Source organism: Bradyrhizobium sp. SZCCHNR3119, from assembly GCF_032487775.1.
Classification (GTDB): domain Bacteria; phylum Pseudomonadota; class Alphaproteobacteria; order Rhizobiales; family Xanthobacteraceae; genus Bradyrhizobium.
This window is the reverse complement of record NZ_JAUEUV010000001.1, coordinates 1,152,275-1,168,156: the sequence shown is the minus strand read 5'-3', so window position 1 is coordinate 1,168,156 and position 15,882 is coordinate 1,152,275. Positions and strand designations below refer to the sequence as shown.

The following is a 15,882-nucleotide window of genomic DNA, read 5'->3' as shown; positions in this document are numbered from 1 at the left end:
ACGAGGCAGCGACATGAAAATCTACGGCGATCGCATATCCGGCAATTGTCTCAAGGTGAAATGGGTGTGCGACCTGCTCGCATTGCCCTATGACTGGATCGACATCGACGTCGTCAAGGGCGAGACCCGCACCTCCGGCTTTCTCGCGCTCAATCCCTGGGGGCAGGTGCCGACCGTCGTTCTCGCCGACGCGCGGATCTTGACTCAGTCCAACGCCATCATCCGCTATCTGGCGCGCGACAGCGTGCTCATTCCGGCCGATCCCTTCTCGGCTGCGCAGATGGATTCCTGGCTGTTCTGGGAGCAGTACAGTCACGAGCCATATATCGCGGTGGCGCGGTTTCAGGTCGCCTATCTCGGCAGGCCGGTCGATGCGCTCGACCGCAATCTGTTCACGCGCGGCTATCGGGCGTTGGACCACATGGAGCGTCAGCTGAACGCCACGAGCTTCCTGGTGGACGATACGCTCTCGCTTGCCGATATCGCACTGCTCGCCTATACGCGCATGGCGCATGAGGGCGGCTTCGATCTGTCGCGCTATCCGGCGCTGAGGCGCTGGATTGCCGTCGCGGAAGCCGAACTCGGTCTGCAGCCTGCGGCCTGAGAGCAGGACAATCATGACCGAAACGACTGCAATCACCATCCGTGCCGCGCGGCGCGAGGATGTCGCGGCGATCGTCGCGATGCTCGCGGACGATCATCTTGGCCGCGCGCGCGAGCGGATCGAGGATCCGCTGCCCGCCTCGTATTTCGCGGCGTTCGAGGCCATCGTAGCTGATCCGAATCTCACGCTCGTGGTGGCTGAGCACGCGGGGAGGGTGGTCGGCTGTCTGCAGCTCTGCATTCTGCCGGGCTTGAGTTCGCAGGGCGCCTCGCGCGCGCTGGTGGAAGACGTCCGGGTGGCGTCCGACCGGCGCAGCCGTGGCATCGGTGAGCTGCTGTTGCGCTGGGCGATCGCGCAGGCGCGCGAGAAGCGCTGTAAGCTGATCGAGTTGTTGACCCACAACAGCCGCGTCGATGCGCAGCGCTTCTATGAGCGGCTCGGCTTCGAGCGCAGCCATGTCGGCATGACGATCCGGTTCTGACGACAGAGCTACAAGGAAAGGCGGTAGGCAGCCTTTGCATTTGAGCCGAACGCCTTGTCTCGGAACGAAGGGCCGAGCCTCGCCAGGCAGCGCTCCAGCGCACGCTTGATCGTGCCATAGTCGCCGGCAAGCAGGCACACCGGCCAGTCCGAGCCGAAGATCAGGCGATCCTCGCCGAAACAGCGCGCGGCGTGCGCGACATACGAGGACAGCCGTTCGGCGTCCCAATCGTCCCACATGGCTTCCGTCGCAAGTCCCGAGACCTTGCACCAGACGTTCGTGCACGCGGCGAGTTCGGCGAACCGGCCCGCCCAAATCTGATCGAAGCCGGCCGCAATCGGCGGCTTGGCGCAGTGGTCGAGCACGAAGCGGCCTTGCGGAAAGGCGCGCGCCGTCGCGGTCGCGGCCGGCAGCTCGCGGGTACGGACCAGAAAATCATAAGCCAGATCGCGCCTGATCACAGCTTCGATGCCACGCTGGACATCGGCACGGCAGAGCCAGTTCGCATCCGGTTCGTCGTGCACCTGGTGACGAATGCCGATCAGCTTGCGGCCGCCGCGAAGTGTCCGCAGCCGATCGATCGTGGCACCCACGGCAGGATTGGTCAGATCGACCCAGCCGACCACTCCGGCGACGAACGGCGTGACGTCTGCGATGCCAAGAAATTCCTCGGTTTCGGCAACCGATGATCGGGTCTGCACGAGAATGCTGGCATCGATGCCGTCAGCATCGAGCAGTGGCGCCAGATCGGTCGGCCCAAAAGGGCGGCGGATCGGCGCCATCGCGTCTCCCTGCATCCAGGGATAGTCGGCCCTTCCAGGATCCCAGAAATGCTGATGGGCATCGATCGTCATCGCATATCTCCCGGCAGTGGGGCTCGCGGGTCGACAAGATTGCGAGCGCGGAGCTCCTGCCAGAAAGACGCCGGCACCGGAGCGTTCGCCATCGCGACGTTCTCGGCGGCTTCATCGGCTGAGCGGGCGCCCTGCAGTGCCACCGTCACCGCCGGATGCGCGACGCAGAATTGGATGGAAGCGGCCTTGAGTTCGGTGCCATGCTGCTTGCAGAGCGCATCGAGTTCTTGTGCCCGCGCCACCAGCGCGGCATCGGCATCCTCGTAGTTGAACTTCGCCGCGCCATGGGGATCGGCGAGGATGCCGCTATTGTAGATGCCGCCGAGAACAATGCCGATGTTCTGGGCGAGGCAGATCGGAAGCAGGGCTGTCAGCGCGCCTTGGTCGAGCAAGGTGTAGCGGCCGGCCAGCAGGAAGCAGTCGACAGGCACGCTCTCCGCAAAGCGTGCCAGCATCTCAGATTGGTTCATGCCCGCGCCGATCGCGCCCACCGAGCCGTCCTCGCGCAGCCGCTGCAGCGCGCGGAACGCGCCGTTAACGGCATCGCCAAAGTGATCGTCCGGGTCGTGCACCAGCAGAATGTCGATGCGGTCGAGGCCGAGACGCGCGAGGCTCTCCTCGACGGAGCGCATCACGCCGTCATAGCTGAAATCGAATTGCGGCCGCAGGCGCGGTGTGCCCTTGTAGTGATCGTCCTCTGCCGCCGCGGCGCCGGCACGGAGGAGACGCCCGACCTTGGTCGAGATCACGTAAGTGTCGCGGGGCTGCGCGCGCAGAAATCGGCCGAGCCGCTGCTCGGCAAGTCCGAAGCCGTAGAGTGGCGCGGTGTCGAAATAGCGCACACCGAGGGACCACGCGCGGGCGATGGTCGCTTCGGCATCTTCCTCGCTCACCGGCGCAAAGAGGCCGCCGAGCGGGGCGGTGCCAAGACCGAGCTTGGTCAGTTCGAGATCGCTCCTCCCGAGACGGACGCGTTCCATCGCTGTATCCTTGTTGTTGGCGCGTGCTGCGCATTGGCCGCGTGTCGCATTCTGCATGATTGTCATTAGCGAGACAATGAAGTCGGTTTGTGCGGCACGGCAACAGAATGATGGGAGCAGGTGCGATGTCTGCAATCAATCCGCTTACGGCCCTCGGTGTCGTGCTCGCGACCGCGGCCACCGACGCGGTCTACGTGATGTTCACGACGGCAGTGGTGGCGCGTAAGCGCGGCTCCGCCGCGACCTGGAGCTCGGTCTGGTACGTGCTCTCGTCCTTCGCAGTGATCAGCTACACGGAGAACTGGGTCTATGTCGGCTTCGCCGCGATCGGGTCGTGGATCGGCGCCTATGCATCGATGACGTTCCTACATCGTCCGCCAGCGGGGCAGGCGCCGATTGGCGCCGCGCCCGAATAGAGGTGAGCGACCACGACTGCGTGATGCTGTCTCCGCGCCGCGCGAACTTCCTTGACGCTGCGTCGCGTTTCCCTTAATCACGACGGCGGGACACCTCCCCCCAACGGGAGGCTTACTATCTGGAAGGGTAGATCATGACTGCAGCGAGGCCCGCTCAGCGGCCTGTCGTGCCGCATTTTTCGTCCGGCCCCTGTGCCAAGCGCCCCGGCTGGACCCCCGAAAACCTCAAAGACGCAGCGCTCGGACGCTCCCATCGCGCCAAGATCGGCAAGGCCAAGCTCAAGCAGGCCATCGAGTTGACGCGCGAAGTGCTGGAAGTTCCGGCCGACTACAAGATCGGCATCGTGCCGGCGTCCGACACCGGTGCAGTCGAGATGGCGTTGTGGTCGCTGCTCGGAGCGCGTCCGGTGACTACGATCGCCTGGGAATCGTTCGGCGAAGGTTGGGTCAGCGACATCGTCAAGGAGCTGAAGCTCAAGGACGTCACCAAGCTGCACGCCGCTTACGGCGAGATCCCGGATCTCTCCAAGGTCGATCCGGCGAGCGACATCGTCTTCACCTGGAACGGCACCACCTCCGGTGTGCGCGTCCCGAACGCCGACTGGATCAGCGCTGACCGCGCGGGCCTTACCATTTGCGACGCGACCTCCGCCGCCTTCGCGCAGGCGCTCGACTGGCCGAAGCTCGACGTCGTGACCTTCTCCTGGCAGAAGGCGCTCGGCGGCGAGGCCGCGCACGGCATGCTGATCCTGTCCCCTCGCGCGGTGGAGCGGCTCGAGACCTACAAGCCGGCCTGGCCGCTGCCGAAGATCTTCCGTCTGACCAAGGGTGGCAAACTCAATGCCGGCATCTTCGAGGGCGAGACCATCAACACGCCGTCGATGCTCTGCGTCGAGGACTATCTGGACGCGCTGAACTGGGGCAAGTCGATCGGCGGCCTGAAGGCGCTGATTGCGCGCGCTGACGCCAACACCAAGGCGTTGGCGGACTGGAAAGCGCGAACTCCCTGGATCGATTTCCTCGCCAAGGATCCGGCGATCCGCTCCAACACCTCGGTGTGCCTGAAGGTGATCGATCCCGCCGTCACCTCGCTCTCGGCCGATGCCCAGGCCGAGTTTGCGAAGAAGCTGGTGGCGCTGGTCGAGAAGGAGAATGCCGGCTTCGACTTCGCGCATTACCGCGACGCGCCGGCCGGCCTGCGCATCTGGTGCGGCGCCACGGTGGAAGCGAAGGACGTCGAGATCCTGACGCGGTGGATCGACTGGGCCTTTGCCGAAACCAAGGCGGCGCTGCCCAAGGCGGCTTAAGCTCGCTCTTCTCGTCATTGCGAGCGCAGCGAAGCAATCCAGGGACAAGCAAAAAGTCTGGATTGCTTCGTCGCAAGAGCTCCTCGCGATGACGGATTCATAAACAGCGAAGATGGTGGGCACGCTTCGCTTTGCCCACCCTACAAGACTTTCGCCGACGTTGTCCCTCTCTCACAAGGAGAGAGGGCTTGGACTGCCATGCCAATTCCGCTTTGCAGGATAGACCCCATGTCCAAACCCAAGGTTCTCATTTCCGACGCACTCTCTCCCGCTGCCGTCCAGATCTTCAAGGACCGCGGCATCGAGGTCGACTTCCAGCCCAATCTCGGCAAGGACAAGGACAAGCTCGCCGACATCATCGGCGACTATGACGGCCTTGCGATCCGCTCGGCTACCAAGGCCACCGCCAAGATTATCGAGCGCGCGAAGCGGCTGAAGGTGATCGGCCGTGCCGGCATCGGCGTCGACAATGTCGAGATTCCTGCGGCCACCGCCAAGGGCATCATCGTGATGAACACGCCATTCGGCAATTCGATCACGACCGCCGAACATGCGATCACCATGATGCTGTCGCTGGCCCGCGAGATTCCGCAGGCCGACGCCTCGACCCAGGCCGGGAAGTGGGAGAAGAACCGCTTCATGGGCGTCGAGATCACCGGCAAGGTGCTCGGCGTGATCGGTTGCGGCAACATCGGCTCGATCGTCTGCAACCGCGCCCAGGGCTTGCATATGAAGGTGATCGGCTTCGATCCGTTCCTGACCGAGGAGCGCGCGCGCGATCTCGGCGTCGAGAAGGTCGAGCTTGACGAACTGTTGAAGCGCGCCGACTTCATCACCTTGCACACGCCGCTGACCGAGAAGACGAAGAACATCATTGATGCCGCGGCGATCGCCAAGATGAAGAAGGGCGTGCGCATCATCAATTGCGCCCGCGGCGGCCTCGTCGACGAGCAGGCGCTGCTCGATGCGCTCAATTCGAAGCATGTCGCCGGTGCGGCGCTCGACGTGTTCGCCGAGGAGCCGGCGACCAGCAATCCGCTGTTCGGCCACGCCAATGTGATCTGCACGCCGCATCTCGGCGCCTCCACGACCGAGGCGCAGGAGAATGTCGCACTGCAGGTCGCCGAGCAGATGTCGGACTACCTGCTGACCGGCGCGATCTCGAACGCGATCAATTTCCCCTCCATCACGGCCGAAGAAGCGCCGAAGCTGAAGCCGTTCATCGCGCTCGCCGAAAAGCTCGGCTCGTTCGCGGGCCAGCTCACCGAGAGCAGCATCGCCAAGATCCAGATCACCTATGAGGGGCAGGTCGCGGAGATGAAGACCAAGGCGCTGACTTCGGCGGTGCTGGCCGGCCTGCTGCGGCCGATGCTGGGCGAGGTCAATGTCGTGTCCGCGCCTGTCATCGCCAAGGAACGCGGCATGGTCGTCGACGAGATCCTGCGTGCCGGCGAGAGCGACTATGAGAGCCTGATCACGGTGACCGTCACCACCGAGCATCAGGAGCGCGCGGTCTCCGGCACGGTCTATGCCGACGGCAAGCCGCGGCTGGTCGACATCAAGGGTATCCGCGTCGATGCCGAGTTCGGCAAGTCGATGATCTACGTCACCAACGAGGACAAGCCGGGGTTCATCGGCCGCTTCGCAAGCTTGTTGGGCGACGCCAAGATCAACATCGCGACCTTCCATCTGGGGCGCGTCGCGGCCGGCGGCGATGCGATCGCGCTGGTCGAGGTGGACGGCGCGGTACCTGCGAATCTGCTCGCGCAGATCCAGGCGCTGCCCCAGGTCAAGCAGGCCAAGGCGCTGGCGTTCTGAGCTGGGGTGCGCCCCAGCCGGTCTTACGTTGTTGCCGTGCAGACTTTCCCCTCCTGTGGCTCAGGAGGGGAGGTTCGTGGTCAAATGCCGCGCTGTAGAATTTTGCTTCAGTCCCGCGAAAGCCACGCGTCGCCGACCTTCTCGTATTTGTGCTTCACCGCGGCCCAGGCGACGCGGTGGGCGATGCGCTCGCGCTGAAGTTGGCCGCGTGCGGCATATTGCGTCCATGCATTGTTGAAGGCTGCGCGATAGATCTCCTGCGCATGCACGGGCAAGTGCATCCGTACCGATGGCGGAAGATCGTCGATCTCGGCATAGGGCACGTCCGGGTCCTCGACCGGCTGGACTTCGTCGATCATCAAACCATGGCGGGTGCGGCGCGGCTTGATCCAGGACAAGCCCGAGAACCTGCCGTTTGTTAAGTGGTCGATTTGGAAAGGCGATGCCGTTCCGGCGTTATGACCAGCATGCCCGACCCGACGAAAGGCGCCTCACATGGAATCCGATCCGTCCACCCGCAAGCAGGCCATTGCCATCGGCTATATCCTGCTGGCCGGCTTCGGCATGCTGCTGCTGCAATGGCTGCTGACCACCTATAATACGGTCGAGACCATCCCCTACAGTCAATTCGAACAACTGATCGACCAGGGCAAGATCTCCGAGGTCGCGGTCGCCCAGGACACGATCCAGGGCAAGTTCAAGGACAAGCAGCCGGACGGCAAGACCGGCTTCATCACGGCGCGGGTGGACCCGCAGCTTGCCGCCAAGCTCGCCGCCAAAGGCGTCACCGTGACCGGCGTGCCGCCCGGCGGTTTCATCCAGACGCTGCTGTCCTGGGTGGTCCCGGGGCTGATGTTCTATCTGATCTGGGTGTTCCTCGGCCGTCGGGTGATGGACCGCCAAGGCTTCGGCGGATTGATGTCGATCGGCAAGTCGCGGGCCAAGGTCTATGTCGAAACCGACACCAAGGTCACCTTCGCCGATGTCGCCGGGGTCGAAGAGGCAAAGTTCGAATTGCAGGAGGTGGTGCAGTTCCTGAAGGATCCGAAGGCTTACGGGCGCCTGGGTGCGCATGTGCCGAAGGGCATTCTGCTGGTCGGTCCGCCCGGCACCGGCAAGACCTTGCTCGCGCGCGCCGTCGCGGGCGAAGCCGGCGTTGCATTCTTCTCGATCTCCGGCTCCGAATTCGTCGAGATGTTTGTTGGCGTGGGTGCGGCGCGCGTGCGCGACCTGTTCGAGCAGGCGCGGAAGGCCGCACCTTGTATCATCTTCATCGATGAGCTCGATGCGCTCGGCCGCAGCCGCAGCGCCGGTGGCTCGTTCGGCGGCTATGACGAGAAGGAGCAGACGCTGAATCAGCTGCTCGCCGAACTCGACGGCTTCGATCCGAGCTCGGGGGTCATCCTGCTTGCCGCGACCAACCGGCCGGAAATCCTCGATCCGGCGCTGTTGCGCGCCGGTCGCTTCGATCGCCAGGTGCTGGTCGATCGTCCCGACAAAAGTGGACGGCTCGCAATTCTCAAGGTGCACGTCCGCAAGATCCAGATGGCCGCCAACGTGGATCTCGACAAAGTGGCGGGCCTCACGGCTGGCTTCACTGGAGCCGACCTTGCCAACCTGATCAACGAGGCCGCGATCGCCGCGACCCGCCGCAAGGGTCACGAAGTCACGTTCGACGATTTCACGGTCGCGATCGAGCGCATCGTCGCCGGCATCGAAAAGAAGAGCCGAGTCCTCAGCCCTGCTGAGCGTCGCCGCGTTGCCTATCATGAGATGGGACATGCGCTGGTCGCGGCCAATCTGGCCGGTGTCGATCCGGTGCAGAAGGTCTCGATCATTCCGCGCGGCGTCGGCGCGCTCGGCTACACGATGCAGCGACCCACCGAGGATCGCTTCCTGCTATCGGTCAGCGAATTGAAGAATCGCATTGCGGTGCTGATGGGCGGCCGCGCTTCGGAGCAGCTGATCTTCGACGGCGATGTCTCCACCGGCGCCGCCGACGATCTGCAGCGCGCGACCGAAATTGCGATCGAAATGGTCACGAAATACGGGATGGACAAGACCGTCGGCCAGCGAACCTACGCGCCACGGCCTCAGATGTCTTTCCTGCAGGCGCAGGACCAGGTGGTCTCAGCCGCGGAGGCCACGGGTCGGGAGATCGATCTCGCGGTTCGCGATCTCATCGCCGAGGGCGATGCGCGGGCGCGCAGTCTTCTCGAAGGCCACCGCCAAGACCTCGAGCGCGGCGTCGCGCTTTTGATCACCAAGGAGACGCTGACCGCGGACGAGTTTCCGCCGCTGCGGCCTCTGGCGGAGCAGAAGCTGTCGGCGTGACGGCGTCGCTGAGGCGAGCCAACGGCTCCGCGCGATGCGCGGTCCGGAAGGACTCGATGAGTTCTTGAGGCAGAATGATCTGTACCAGGCCGGTCTGCGCGCGCCACGAGGCGACGGTAAATTTGGCTGCCGTGGAGCGCTGCATCGACAGTTCCGCGCCCTCAACGATCTAGAATCGTGTCTGCAGGCTGGCCGTATCAGAGCGTGCGTAGATCACGCGCGTCCTCCGCAATTCTACCGACTTCCGCGTACAGCAAGTACTAAGAAACCGCAGCTAGCTTGAGAGGAATTGCCTCGAACGTTCGTAAAATCCCTCGGAGGAGCTGCCGTGCTGCTGAACAACATCAAGATCGGGCCCAAGCTTGCCATCGTCGTCGGCGTTGCGCTGTTGGGGCTCGGTGCGGCCGGTACGCTCGCGAGCCAGCTGATGGAGCGTGAGATGCTGAACGCGCGGATCGACCAAGCCAAGGCGATCGTCGAGACCGCGCGCAACCTGGCGGCGGCCATCTGGAAGGATGTCGAGGCCGGCAAGATGAGCAAGGAGGCCGCACTGGCCGAATTCAGCCGCCGCGCCAATTCCATGACGTATGACAACGGCAACGGCTATCTGTTCGGCACCAATTATGAGGGCATCACGGTGCTGGCGCCCGATCCCAAGCAGGTCGGCACCAACCGGATGGACGTGTTGACCGGCGGCCGCAAGCTGTCCCAAGAGCTGATGGACGGCGTGAAGGCCAAAGGTGAAATCCTTCTGACCTACGAATTCGCCCGGCCCGGTCAGGAGACGCTGAACCGCAAGATCAGCTACGCGGTCGCAGTGCCCGGCTTCAACATGTATCTCGGCACCGGCAGCTACATCGACGACATCGATGCCAAGCTGCGGCCGCTGAAATGGCTGCTGGGCCTGTCGACCCTCGGCATTGCCGTGATCGCCGGCGGCATTGCCTGGATGATCGGGCGCAGCATCTCTGGCCCGCTCAATCAGCTGAGCAGCCGCATGCGCGAGCTCGCCGACGGCAGGCTCGATGCGGAGATCCCCGGCGTCGGGCGCGGCGACGAGGTCGGGGCGATGGCTGCGACGGTCCAGATCTTCAAGGACAATGCGCTGCGCATGCGCGAGCTCGAGCGCGGGGAGGTCGCCAGCCAGGAGCGTGCGGCTGCGGAGCGCCGCACCGCGATGGAGAACCTGGCGGCCGAGTTCGAGCGCAGCGTCAATGGCATCGTGCGCTCGGTCGCTGCGGCGGCCCAGGGCATGCAGAGCACTGCGCAGTCGATGACGGCGACCGCGAGCGACGCCACGGCACGGGCTTCCACCGTCAGCACCGCCACGCAGGGCGCGACCGACAACGTGGGCACCGTGGCGGCGGCGGCCGAGGAGCTGTCGAGCTCGGTCGCCGAGATCTCCCGGCAGGTGACCCGTTCCAGCGAGATCGCAAGCAAGGCGGTGAGCGACGCGGAGCGCACCAACGCGACCGTGCAGGTGCTTTCGACCGGGGCCGAGAAGATCGGCGAGGTGATCGGCCTCATCAACAGTATCGCTGCGCAAACCAATCTGCTGGCGCTCAATGCGACCATCGAGGCCGCCCGCGCCGGAGAGGCGGGCAAGGGCTTTGCGGTCGTCGCCTCCGAGGTCAAGGCGCTGGCCAATCAGACCGCCAAGGCGACCGAAGAGATCTCCGCGCAGGTCGCGGCGATGCAGACCTCCACCGGCGATGCAGTTGCCGCGATCAGCGGCATCGGTCAGACCATCGCGCAGATGAGCGAGATCACCAGCTCGATCTCGATCTCCATCGCGCAGCAGGGTGATGCGACGCGCGAGATCGCCCGCAACATCCAGTCGGTCGCGGCGGGCTCGAACGAGATCAGCGCCCATATCGGCGGCGTGACCCAGGCCGCGGTGGCGACGGGCACGGCGGCTTCCGAGGTGCTGGCCAATGCCCGCGAACTCGAGAACCAGTCCGCTCTGCTGCACCAGGCCGTCGACGGCTTCCTGGCCAAGGTGCGCGCGGCCTGATCGAGGTCTGCGGCCATGGCGAGCGCATCCTGCGCCCGTCATTGGCGTCAGGGGCGCATTCGTGGCGGGCATGGCGGAAAGTCGCCGGTCGTAACCGGGCGCTAAAGGGTTTCCATTTACCTTCACGGCAGGCGTGACCGGTTGTCATGCCAATTCGGTTCGTCCCTGCCGTGGAGTGCCCCGTGAAGCTGAACAATATGAAGATCGCCCCCAAGCTCGCCATCGTGGTGGGCGTGGCGCTGATTGGCCTTTGCATCGCGGGCACCCTTGCCGGCTATCTGATGCAGCGGGAGATGCTGAACGCCAAGATCGAGCAGATCCATGCCGTGATCGACGTCGCCCGCAGCATGGCCGCGGGCCTGCAAAAGGAGGTCGAGGCGGGCCGGATGACCAAGGAGGCGGCGCTTGCCGAGTTCGGCAGGCGGGGCAACTCGATCCGCTACGACAATGGCGACGGCTACCTGTTCGGTGCTGACATGGATGGCATGCAGATCCTGGTGCCTGATCCGAAGCAGATCGGCGTCAACCGGTTGAACACGTCGACCAATGGCCGTTTCATCGCACGCGAATGGCGCGACAATGTCGCGGCCAAGGGCGAGCATCTGATGTATTTCGACTATATGAAGCCGGGCACCACCCAGCCGATTCCCAAGGTGGCGTATGCGGCCGCGATTCCCTTCTTCAACATGTATGTCGGGACCGGCGTCTATATCGACGACATCGAAGCGCGCATGGGGCCGCTGAAATGGATGATGGGCCTTGCGATCCTCGGCATCGTCGCAATTGCAGGCGGCATCGCCTGGATGATCGGCCGGAGCATCAGCGTTCCCCTGAACCTGCTCGGCAGGCGGATGCAGGAGATCGCCGACGGCAGGCTCGACGGCGAGATTCCCGGTGTCGGCCGCGGCGACGAGGTCGGCGCGATGGCCGCCACCGTGCAGATATTCAAGGACAATGCGCTGCGCATGCGCGAGCTTGAGCAGGCGGAGGCGGCGACCCAGGAGCGTGCGGCCGGGGAGCGTCGGGCCGCGATGGAGAATCTGGCGGCCGAGTTCGAGCGCAGCGTCAATGGCATCGTGCGCTCGGTCGCAGCGGCTGCCCAGGGCATGCAAAGCACGGCGCAGTCGATGACGGCGACCGCAAGCGATGCCAGCGTGCGCGCCTCGACGGTGAGTGCCGCGTCGCAAAGCGCCACCAGCAATGTCGGCACGGTGGCCGCCGCCGCCGAGGAACTGTCGGGCTCGGTCGCCGAGATCTCCCGCCAGGTGACCCGTTCCAGCGAGATTGCAAGCCAGGCGGTCAGCGACGCCGAGCGCACCAATGCGACCGTGAAGGTGCTTTCGACCGGGGCCGAGAAGATCGGGGAGGTGGTCGGCCTGATCAACAGCATCGCGGCGCAGACCAACCTATTGGCGCTCAATGCGACGATCGAGGCCGCTCGCGCCGGCGAGGCGGGCAAGGGCTTCGCGGTCGTTGCGTCCGAGGTCAAGGCACTGGCCAATCAGACCGCCAAGGCGACCGAAGAGATCTCGGCGCAGGTCGCGGCGATGCAGACGTCGACCAACGACGCGGTCGCCGCGATCAACGGCATCACCCAGACCATCGCGCAGATGAGCGAGATCACCGGCTCGATCTCGACCTCGATCGCGCAGCAGGGGGATGCGACGCGCGAGATCGCGCGCAACATCCAGTCGGTGGCCGCGGGCTCCAACGAGATCAGTGCCCATATCGGCGGCGTGACCCAGGCCGCTGCGGCCACCGGGGCCGCGGCTTCGGATGTGCTGACCAATGCCCGCGAGCTCGACAACCAATCCGGCCTGCTGCGCCAGGCGGTCGACGGCTTCCTCGCCAAGGTCCGGGCGGCCTGAATTCGCTCTCATCAGGAAGAACAGGTAGGGCGGCCGCGGCTGCCCTGTTTTTTTGCGCTACCGGAGCGGGACGCGGTGATCACGCCAGCGAGCACCAGCGCATAGCCGACGAGATGGAAAAGCTGCGGCTGCTCACCGAGCAAAAGGATCGCGAGCGCCGAACCGAACACCGGGACTAGATGCAGGAACGGCGCGGCGCGGTTCGGCCCGATCAGGCTGATGCCGCGATTGAAGAACAGATAGGCGAGCGTCGATGCAAAGACGATCACATAGGCCAATGTCGAGAGCGACAGCAGATCGGGCTTGAGCACGGCACCGGATGAATATTCCCACGCCGCGAGCGGCAGCAGCAGCAAGGCTCCGGCTGCGGTGCAGAACGAGATCAGGGACAGCTGATGCATGGTCGGCCGTCGTGACATCAGCGCCGAATAGAGCCCGAACGTGAAGAGCGCGCCAGCGAACATCAGGTCGCCGCGATTGAACTGAATGTTGGCCAGAGCAGCAAGGTCGCCGCGCAACAGGATCACCAGGACGCCGGCTAACGAGACCGCGATGCCCGTCAATTGCGGCGCGGTGAGGCGGACGCCGAACAGCGCGAGCGACCACAGGGCGACGAACAGCGGGGTGGACGACTGGATCAGCAGCCCGTTCAGCGCCTGCGTATACTGCATCGCCCAATAGGACAACGCGTTGTTGAGTGCGAATCCCGTCAGCGCGAACAGCAGCAGCAATGGCCAATGCGCCCGCATCACAGGCCAGTCCCGTTTCACATGGGGGCGGGCAAACGGCCAGAGCATCAGGAACGTGCCGATCCAGCGGATGCAGGATAGCGTCAAAGGTGGCACATGGCCCGCGACATAGCGCGCCAACACGATGTTGCCGGCCCAGAACAGCGAGGCGAGAGCGAGCAACAGATAGGGCTGGTTGTTGAGCCAGCGCAACGGAGATGCGGGTTTTGTCAGCAAGGAAAAAATGCAGATGTGCAGGGCAACGGCAAGTTGGGCCTAATCGTCTCCGGCGGCAAGCAGGGCTGGCGTATTGGTGCCATGCATCGGGCGGCAAGCTTGGTCGGCGATGCGCTTGCGCTCGCGACGCGATCGGCTCAAGTCTGCGGACCGGACAGCGAGATCTCGCGCTCGGCGCGGAAGACGTTGCTGTAGAGGTTGGCGATCCATTGCCGTCCGACCGAAGTGACGTTGAGATAGCGGATCGCGGTCTGCACGTGTGGCGCGACGCTGTTCCAATAGAACTGAGGATAGAGATTGACGAGGTCGGCGGGCGAGGAATAGCCGAGCTGGCGGTTCATACCGGTCTCCTCGAATTCGTAATAAAGCGCATTGGCCTTGCGGATATAGTTGGGATCGCCGAGTTGGCCGATCAGGTCGGCCGCGCGCAGGATCGCCGCGTCGTCGTCGCTGGATTCGGTGCCGTCCGGGAGGCTGCAGGGAAATCGCGTGCCCTCGATGGCCGCGGCGATCCGCCCCTTGTCGAGCGCCGCAATCCCTTCCATCCGCTCCCTCACGAACATCTTGGAGCGATCGACGTGATAGGCCATCAGCGCCGCATCGGAGGAGCCGCGCGGCAAGGTGATCTTACGGCCGGAGTCGTCGACCACGTAGCCGTCCTCGTCGTCGGCCATGAACAGGCCGCGCACATAGCCGATATCATGGGTCAGACAGGCGATGATGATGTGGGCGTAGTCTTCCGCCGGCATGTGGCTGTGCAGTGCCCGGCCGCGCAGGATCTCGTGGCCGGCCAAGGTCACCAGCATCGTGTGCTCGACATTGTGATACAGCGCATCGCTGTTGCCGATGCATTCGATGGCGATCCGGGCGATCGAGGGCACCATCTCGACCAGTTCAGCCTGCTGGGATCCAAATCGGCGGCGCATATAGTTGGCCAGGAATTTGCCCAGCGCGTCGGCTACCAGTTCCGGAACGGTCGTCATCTCGGTTACCCCGAAAGATCGCGAGCCCGCCGTCGGGTGGACGAGACCGCCACGCTCAGCATAGCGCGGCTGTGCGACAGCATCTATGGGGACCGGAAAACCCCGTCCCGGGTCGATTTGCCTCAGGTCGGGGTCAGCTCGCCTGCTTGCGCGAGGCGACGAACACGCCCGCGAGTACGAGAGCAAAGCCGAGAAAATGGAACGCCTGCGGCCGTTCGCCGAGGAACGCGATGGCCATGATCGAGCCGAATACCGGCACGACGTGGAAGAACGGCGCTGCCCTGTTGGCGCCGATCAGGAGCACGCCTCGGTTGAAGCAGAGATAGGCGATCGTCGAGGGGAAAATGGCCACGTAAAGCAGTGACAGCAGATTCTTGGCGTCGAATGCCATCACGGGGCGGGCATAGAGCTCCCAAGCCAACAACGGGATCAGGCTGGCGGCGCCGCAGCCAAAGGTGAAGGTGACGAACGACAGGCCGTGGATCGGCGGCCGTTTCAGCGAGAGCACGGAATAGAAGCCGAAGATCGCCATCGCGACCAGGAAGATCAGGTCGCCCCGATTGAAGCTGATCTGCGTAAGTGCCGTGAGATCGCCACGTGTCAGGATGGTGAGCACACCCGCCATGGAGAGCAGGATGCCGAGGCCTTGCGCGACGGTGAGATGGACGCGCAGCAGCAGGATCGACCACACCGCCACGATCAGCGGACCTGCGGACTGCAGAAGCAGGATGTTGAGCGCCTGGGTGTATTCGAGCGACCAGTATTGCAGCGTGTTGAAGGCACCGATACCGGCGATCGACAGCGTGATCATGAGACCGAGCCGGGAGCGGATCGCGGGCCAATCCTGCCGCAGCTGCTTCCAGGTGAACGGCAGAATGATCAGGAAGGCCAGTGACCAGCGCAGGAACGACAGGGTCACCGGTGGAATGTGACCGGCCGCAAGCCGGCCGACGATGGCATTGCCCGCCCAGCACAGCGCGGTGATGCTGAGCAGCAGATAGGGCTGGTTGGCGATCCAGGCGCGCGCAGGTGAAGCAGGCGCGGCGGGGTCTGCGGCGGACATGATCAGGTCTAAGGCCCGGTTCGATGCGCCGCGACGTTCGAGCCCGACTGCGATCGAGCCGGCATTTGCCTCGGCTCAATCCAAAGACATCAATTGCGAGTGCCTATCAAGGGGGCAGATGCATCGCAACTATGCAGCGGGCGCCCGCCTGCTTCGACGGGGCGCGACGGATCGAGCCCGCAGCAAACCGAATCT

General features: G+C 64.4%; 14 protein-coding genes. 8 read left to right on the top strand and 6 right to left on the bottom strand.

What is annotated here, in order from left to right; all coding sequences use genetic code 11:
• Window positions 1–13: 13 nt before the first annotated feature.
• Together QX034_RS05620 and QX034_RS05615 are read left to right on the top strand one after the other, a co-directional pair.
• Window positions 14–604: a glutathione S-transferase family protein gene (locus tag QX034_RS05620; protein WP_315704860.1), complete on the top strand. Its 591-nt coding sequence runs from the start codon at window positions 14–16 to the stop codon at window positions 602–604.
• Between the two features lie 13 nt (window positions 605–617).
• Window positions 618–1,085, top strand: a complete 468-nt coding sequence (locus QX034_RS05615) for a GNAT family N-acetyltransferase (RefSeq protein WP_315704859.1) — start codon at window positions 618–620, stop codon at window positions 1,083–1,085.
• Between the two features lie 8 nt (window positions 1,086–1,093).
• On the opposite strand, the gene QX034_RS05610 is transcribed toward QX034_RS05615, so the two are convergent.
• Both QX034_RS05610 and QX034_RS05605 read right to left on the bottom strand, forming a co-directional pair.
• Window positions 1,094–1,939 (bottom strand): amidohydrolase family protein, encoded by an 846-nt coding sequence (locus tag QX034_RS05610; RefSeq protein ID WP_315704858.1) that lies wholly within the window; start codon window positions 1,937–1,939, stop codon window positions 1,094–1,096.
• Window positions 1,936–2,919, bottom strand: a complete 984-nt coding sequence (locus tag QX034_RS05605) for an aldo/keto reductase (RefSeq protein ID WP_315704857.1) — start codon at window positions 2,917–2,919, stop codon at window positions 1,936–1,938. The genes QX034_RS05610 and QX034_RS05605 overlap by 4 nt, the downstream gene beginning before the upstream one ends.
• 125 nt (window positions 2,920–3,044) lie before the next feature.
• Between QX034_RS05605 and QX034_RS05600 the strand changes: the two genes are divergently transcribed.
• The 3 genes from QX034_RS05600 to serA all read left to right on the top strand — a co-directional run bounded on the left by QX034_RS05600 (window position 3,045) and on the right by serA (window position 6,460).
• Window positions 3,045–3,335 carry a hypothetical protein gene (locus QX034_RS05600; protein ID WP_315704856.1) on the top strand — a complete coding sequence of 97 codons (291 nt, stop codon included), beginning with the start codon at window positions 3,045–3,047 and terminating at the stop codon, window positions 3,333–3,335.
• 134 nt (window positions 3,336–3,469) lie between these two features.
• A complete protein-coding gene (locus tag QX034_RS05595) occupies window positions 3,470–4,642 on the top strand; it encodes a phosphoserine transaminase (protein ID WP_316195057.1) in 1,173 nt (390 codons plus the stop codon).
• A 228-nt stretch (window positions 4,643–4,870) separates the two neighbouring features.
• Complete coding sequence (serA, locus tag QX034_RS05590) at window positions 4,871–6,460, top strand: phosphoglycerate dehydrogenase (RefSeq protein WP_315766866.1); 1,590 nt, start codon at window positions 4,871–4,873, stop codon at window positions 6,458–6,460.
• A gap of 107 nt (window positions 6,461–6,567) precedes the next feature.
• Here the strand turns inward: serA and QX034_RS05585 are convergent, their stop codons facing one another.
• Window positions 6,568–6,858 carry a ChaB family protein gene (locus tag QX034_RS05585; protein WP_315766865.1) on the bottom strand — a complete coding sequence of 97 codons (291 nt, stop codon included), beginning with the start codon at window positions 6,856–6,858 and terminating at the stop codon, window positions 6,568–6,570.
• 97 nt (window positions 6,859–6,955) lie between these two features.
• On the opposite strand from QX034_RS05585, the gene ftsH reads away from it, so the two are divergent.
• From ftsH to QX034_RS05570, 3 genes are all read left to right on the top strand, one after another.
• The gene (ftsH, locus tag QX034_RS05580; RefSeq protein WP_315744084.1) at window positions 6,956–8,794 is read left to right on the top strand and encodes an ATP-dependent zinc metalloprotease FtsH; all 1,839 of its coding nucleotides are present in this window, start codon (window positions 6,956–6,958) and stop codon (window positions 8,792–8,794) included.
• A 328-nt stretch (window positions 8,795–9,122) separates the two neighbouring features.
• On the top strand, window positions 9,123–10,808 hold the full coding sequence (locus QX034_RS05575; RefSeq protein ID WP_316195055.1) for a methyl-accepting chemotaxis protein: 1,686 nt from the start codon (window positions 9,123–9,125) through the stop codon (window positions 10,806–10,808).
• A gap of 182 nt (window positions 10,809–10,990) precedes the next feature.
• Window positions 10,991–12,676, top strand: coding sequence for a methyl-accepting chemotaxis protein (locus tag QX034_RS05570; RefSeq protein ID WP_316195054.1), 1,686 nt, complete (start codon window positions 10,991–10,993; stop codon window positions 12,674–12,676).
• An 11-nt stretch (window positions 12,677–12,687) separates the two neighbouring features.
• Here the strand turns inward: QX034_RS05570 and QX034_RS05565 are convergent, their stop codons facing one another.
• The 3 genes from QX034_RS05565 to QX034_RS05555 form a co-directional block, all read right to left on the bottom strand.
• On the bottom strand, window positions 12,688–13,641 hold the full coding sequence (locus tag QX034_RS05565) for a DMT family transporter (protein ID WP_316195053.1): 954 nt from the start codon (window positions 13,639–13,641) through the stop codon (window positions 12,688–12,690).
• A gap of 137 nt (window positions 13,642–13,778) precedes the next feature.
• Window positions 13,779–14,624 (bottom strand): metal-dependent phosphohydrolase, encoded by an 846-nt coding sequence (locus QX034_RS05560; RefSeq protein WP_315744086.1) that lies wholly within the window; start codon window positions 14,622–14,624, stop codon window positions 13,779–13,781.
• A gap of 133 nt (window positions 14,625–14,757) precedes the next feature.
• The gene (locus tag QX034_RS05555) at window positions 14,758–15,687 is read right to left on the bottom strand and encodes a DMT family transporter (protein ID WP_315704848.1); all 930 of its coding nucleotides are present in this window, start codon (window positions 15,685–15,687) and stop codon (window positions 14,758–14,760) included.
• Window positions 15,688–15,882 lie beyond the last annotated feature (195 nt).

What these genes read in the sequence shown, in the direction of transcription:
- QX034_RS05620 (WP_315704860.1), top strand. Translation starts at nt 14, where the DNA reads ATGAAAATCTACGGCGATCGCATATCCGGCAATTGTCTCAAGGTGAAA.
- QX034_RS05615 (WP_315704859.1), top strand. Translation starts at nt 618, where the DNA reads ATGACCGAAACGACTGCAATCACCATCCGTGCCGCGCGGCGCGAGGAT.
- QX034_RS05610 (WP_315704858.1), bottom strand. Translation starts at nt 1,939, where the DNA reads ATGACGATCGATGCCCATCAGCATTTCTGGGATCCTGGAAGGGCCGAC.
- QX034_RS05605 (WP_315704857.1), bottom strand. Translation starts at nt 2,919, where the DNA reads ATGGAACGCGTCCGTCTCGGGAGGAGCGATCTCGAACTGACCAAGCTC.
- QX034_RS05600 (WP_315704856.1), top strand. Translation starts at nt 3,045, where the DNA reads ATGTCTGCAATCAATCCGCTTACGGCCCTCGGTGTCGTGCTCGCGACC.
- QX034_RS05595 (WP_316195057.1), top strand. Translation starts at nt 3,470, where the DNA reads ATGACTGCAGCGAGGCCCGCTCAGCGGCCTGTCGTGCCGCATTTTTCG.
- serA (WP_315766866.1), top strand. Translation starts at nt 4,871, where the DNA reads ATGTCCAAACCCAAGGTTCTCATTTCCGACGCACTCTCTCCCGCTGCC.
- ftsH (WP_315744084.1), top strand. Translation starts at nt 6,956, where the DNA reads ATGGAATCCGATCCGTCCACCCGCAAGCAGGCCATTGCCATCGGCTAT.
- QX034_RS05560 (WP_315744086.1), bottom strand. Translation starts at nt 14,624, where the DNA reads ATGACGACCGTTCCGGAACTGGTAGCCGACGCGCTGGGCAAATTCCTG.
- QX034_RS05555 (WP_315704848.1), bottom strand. Translation starts at nt 15,687, where the DNA reads ATGTCCGCCGCAGACCCCGCCGCGCCTGCTTCACCTGCGCGCGCCTGG.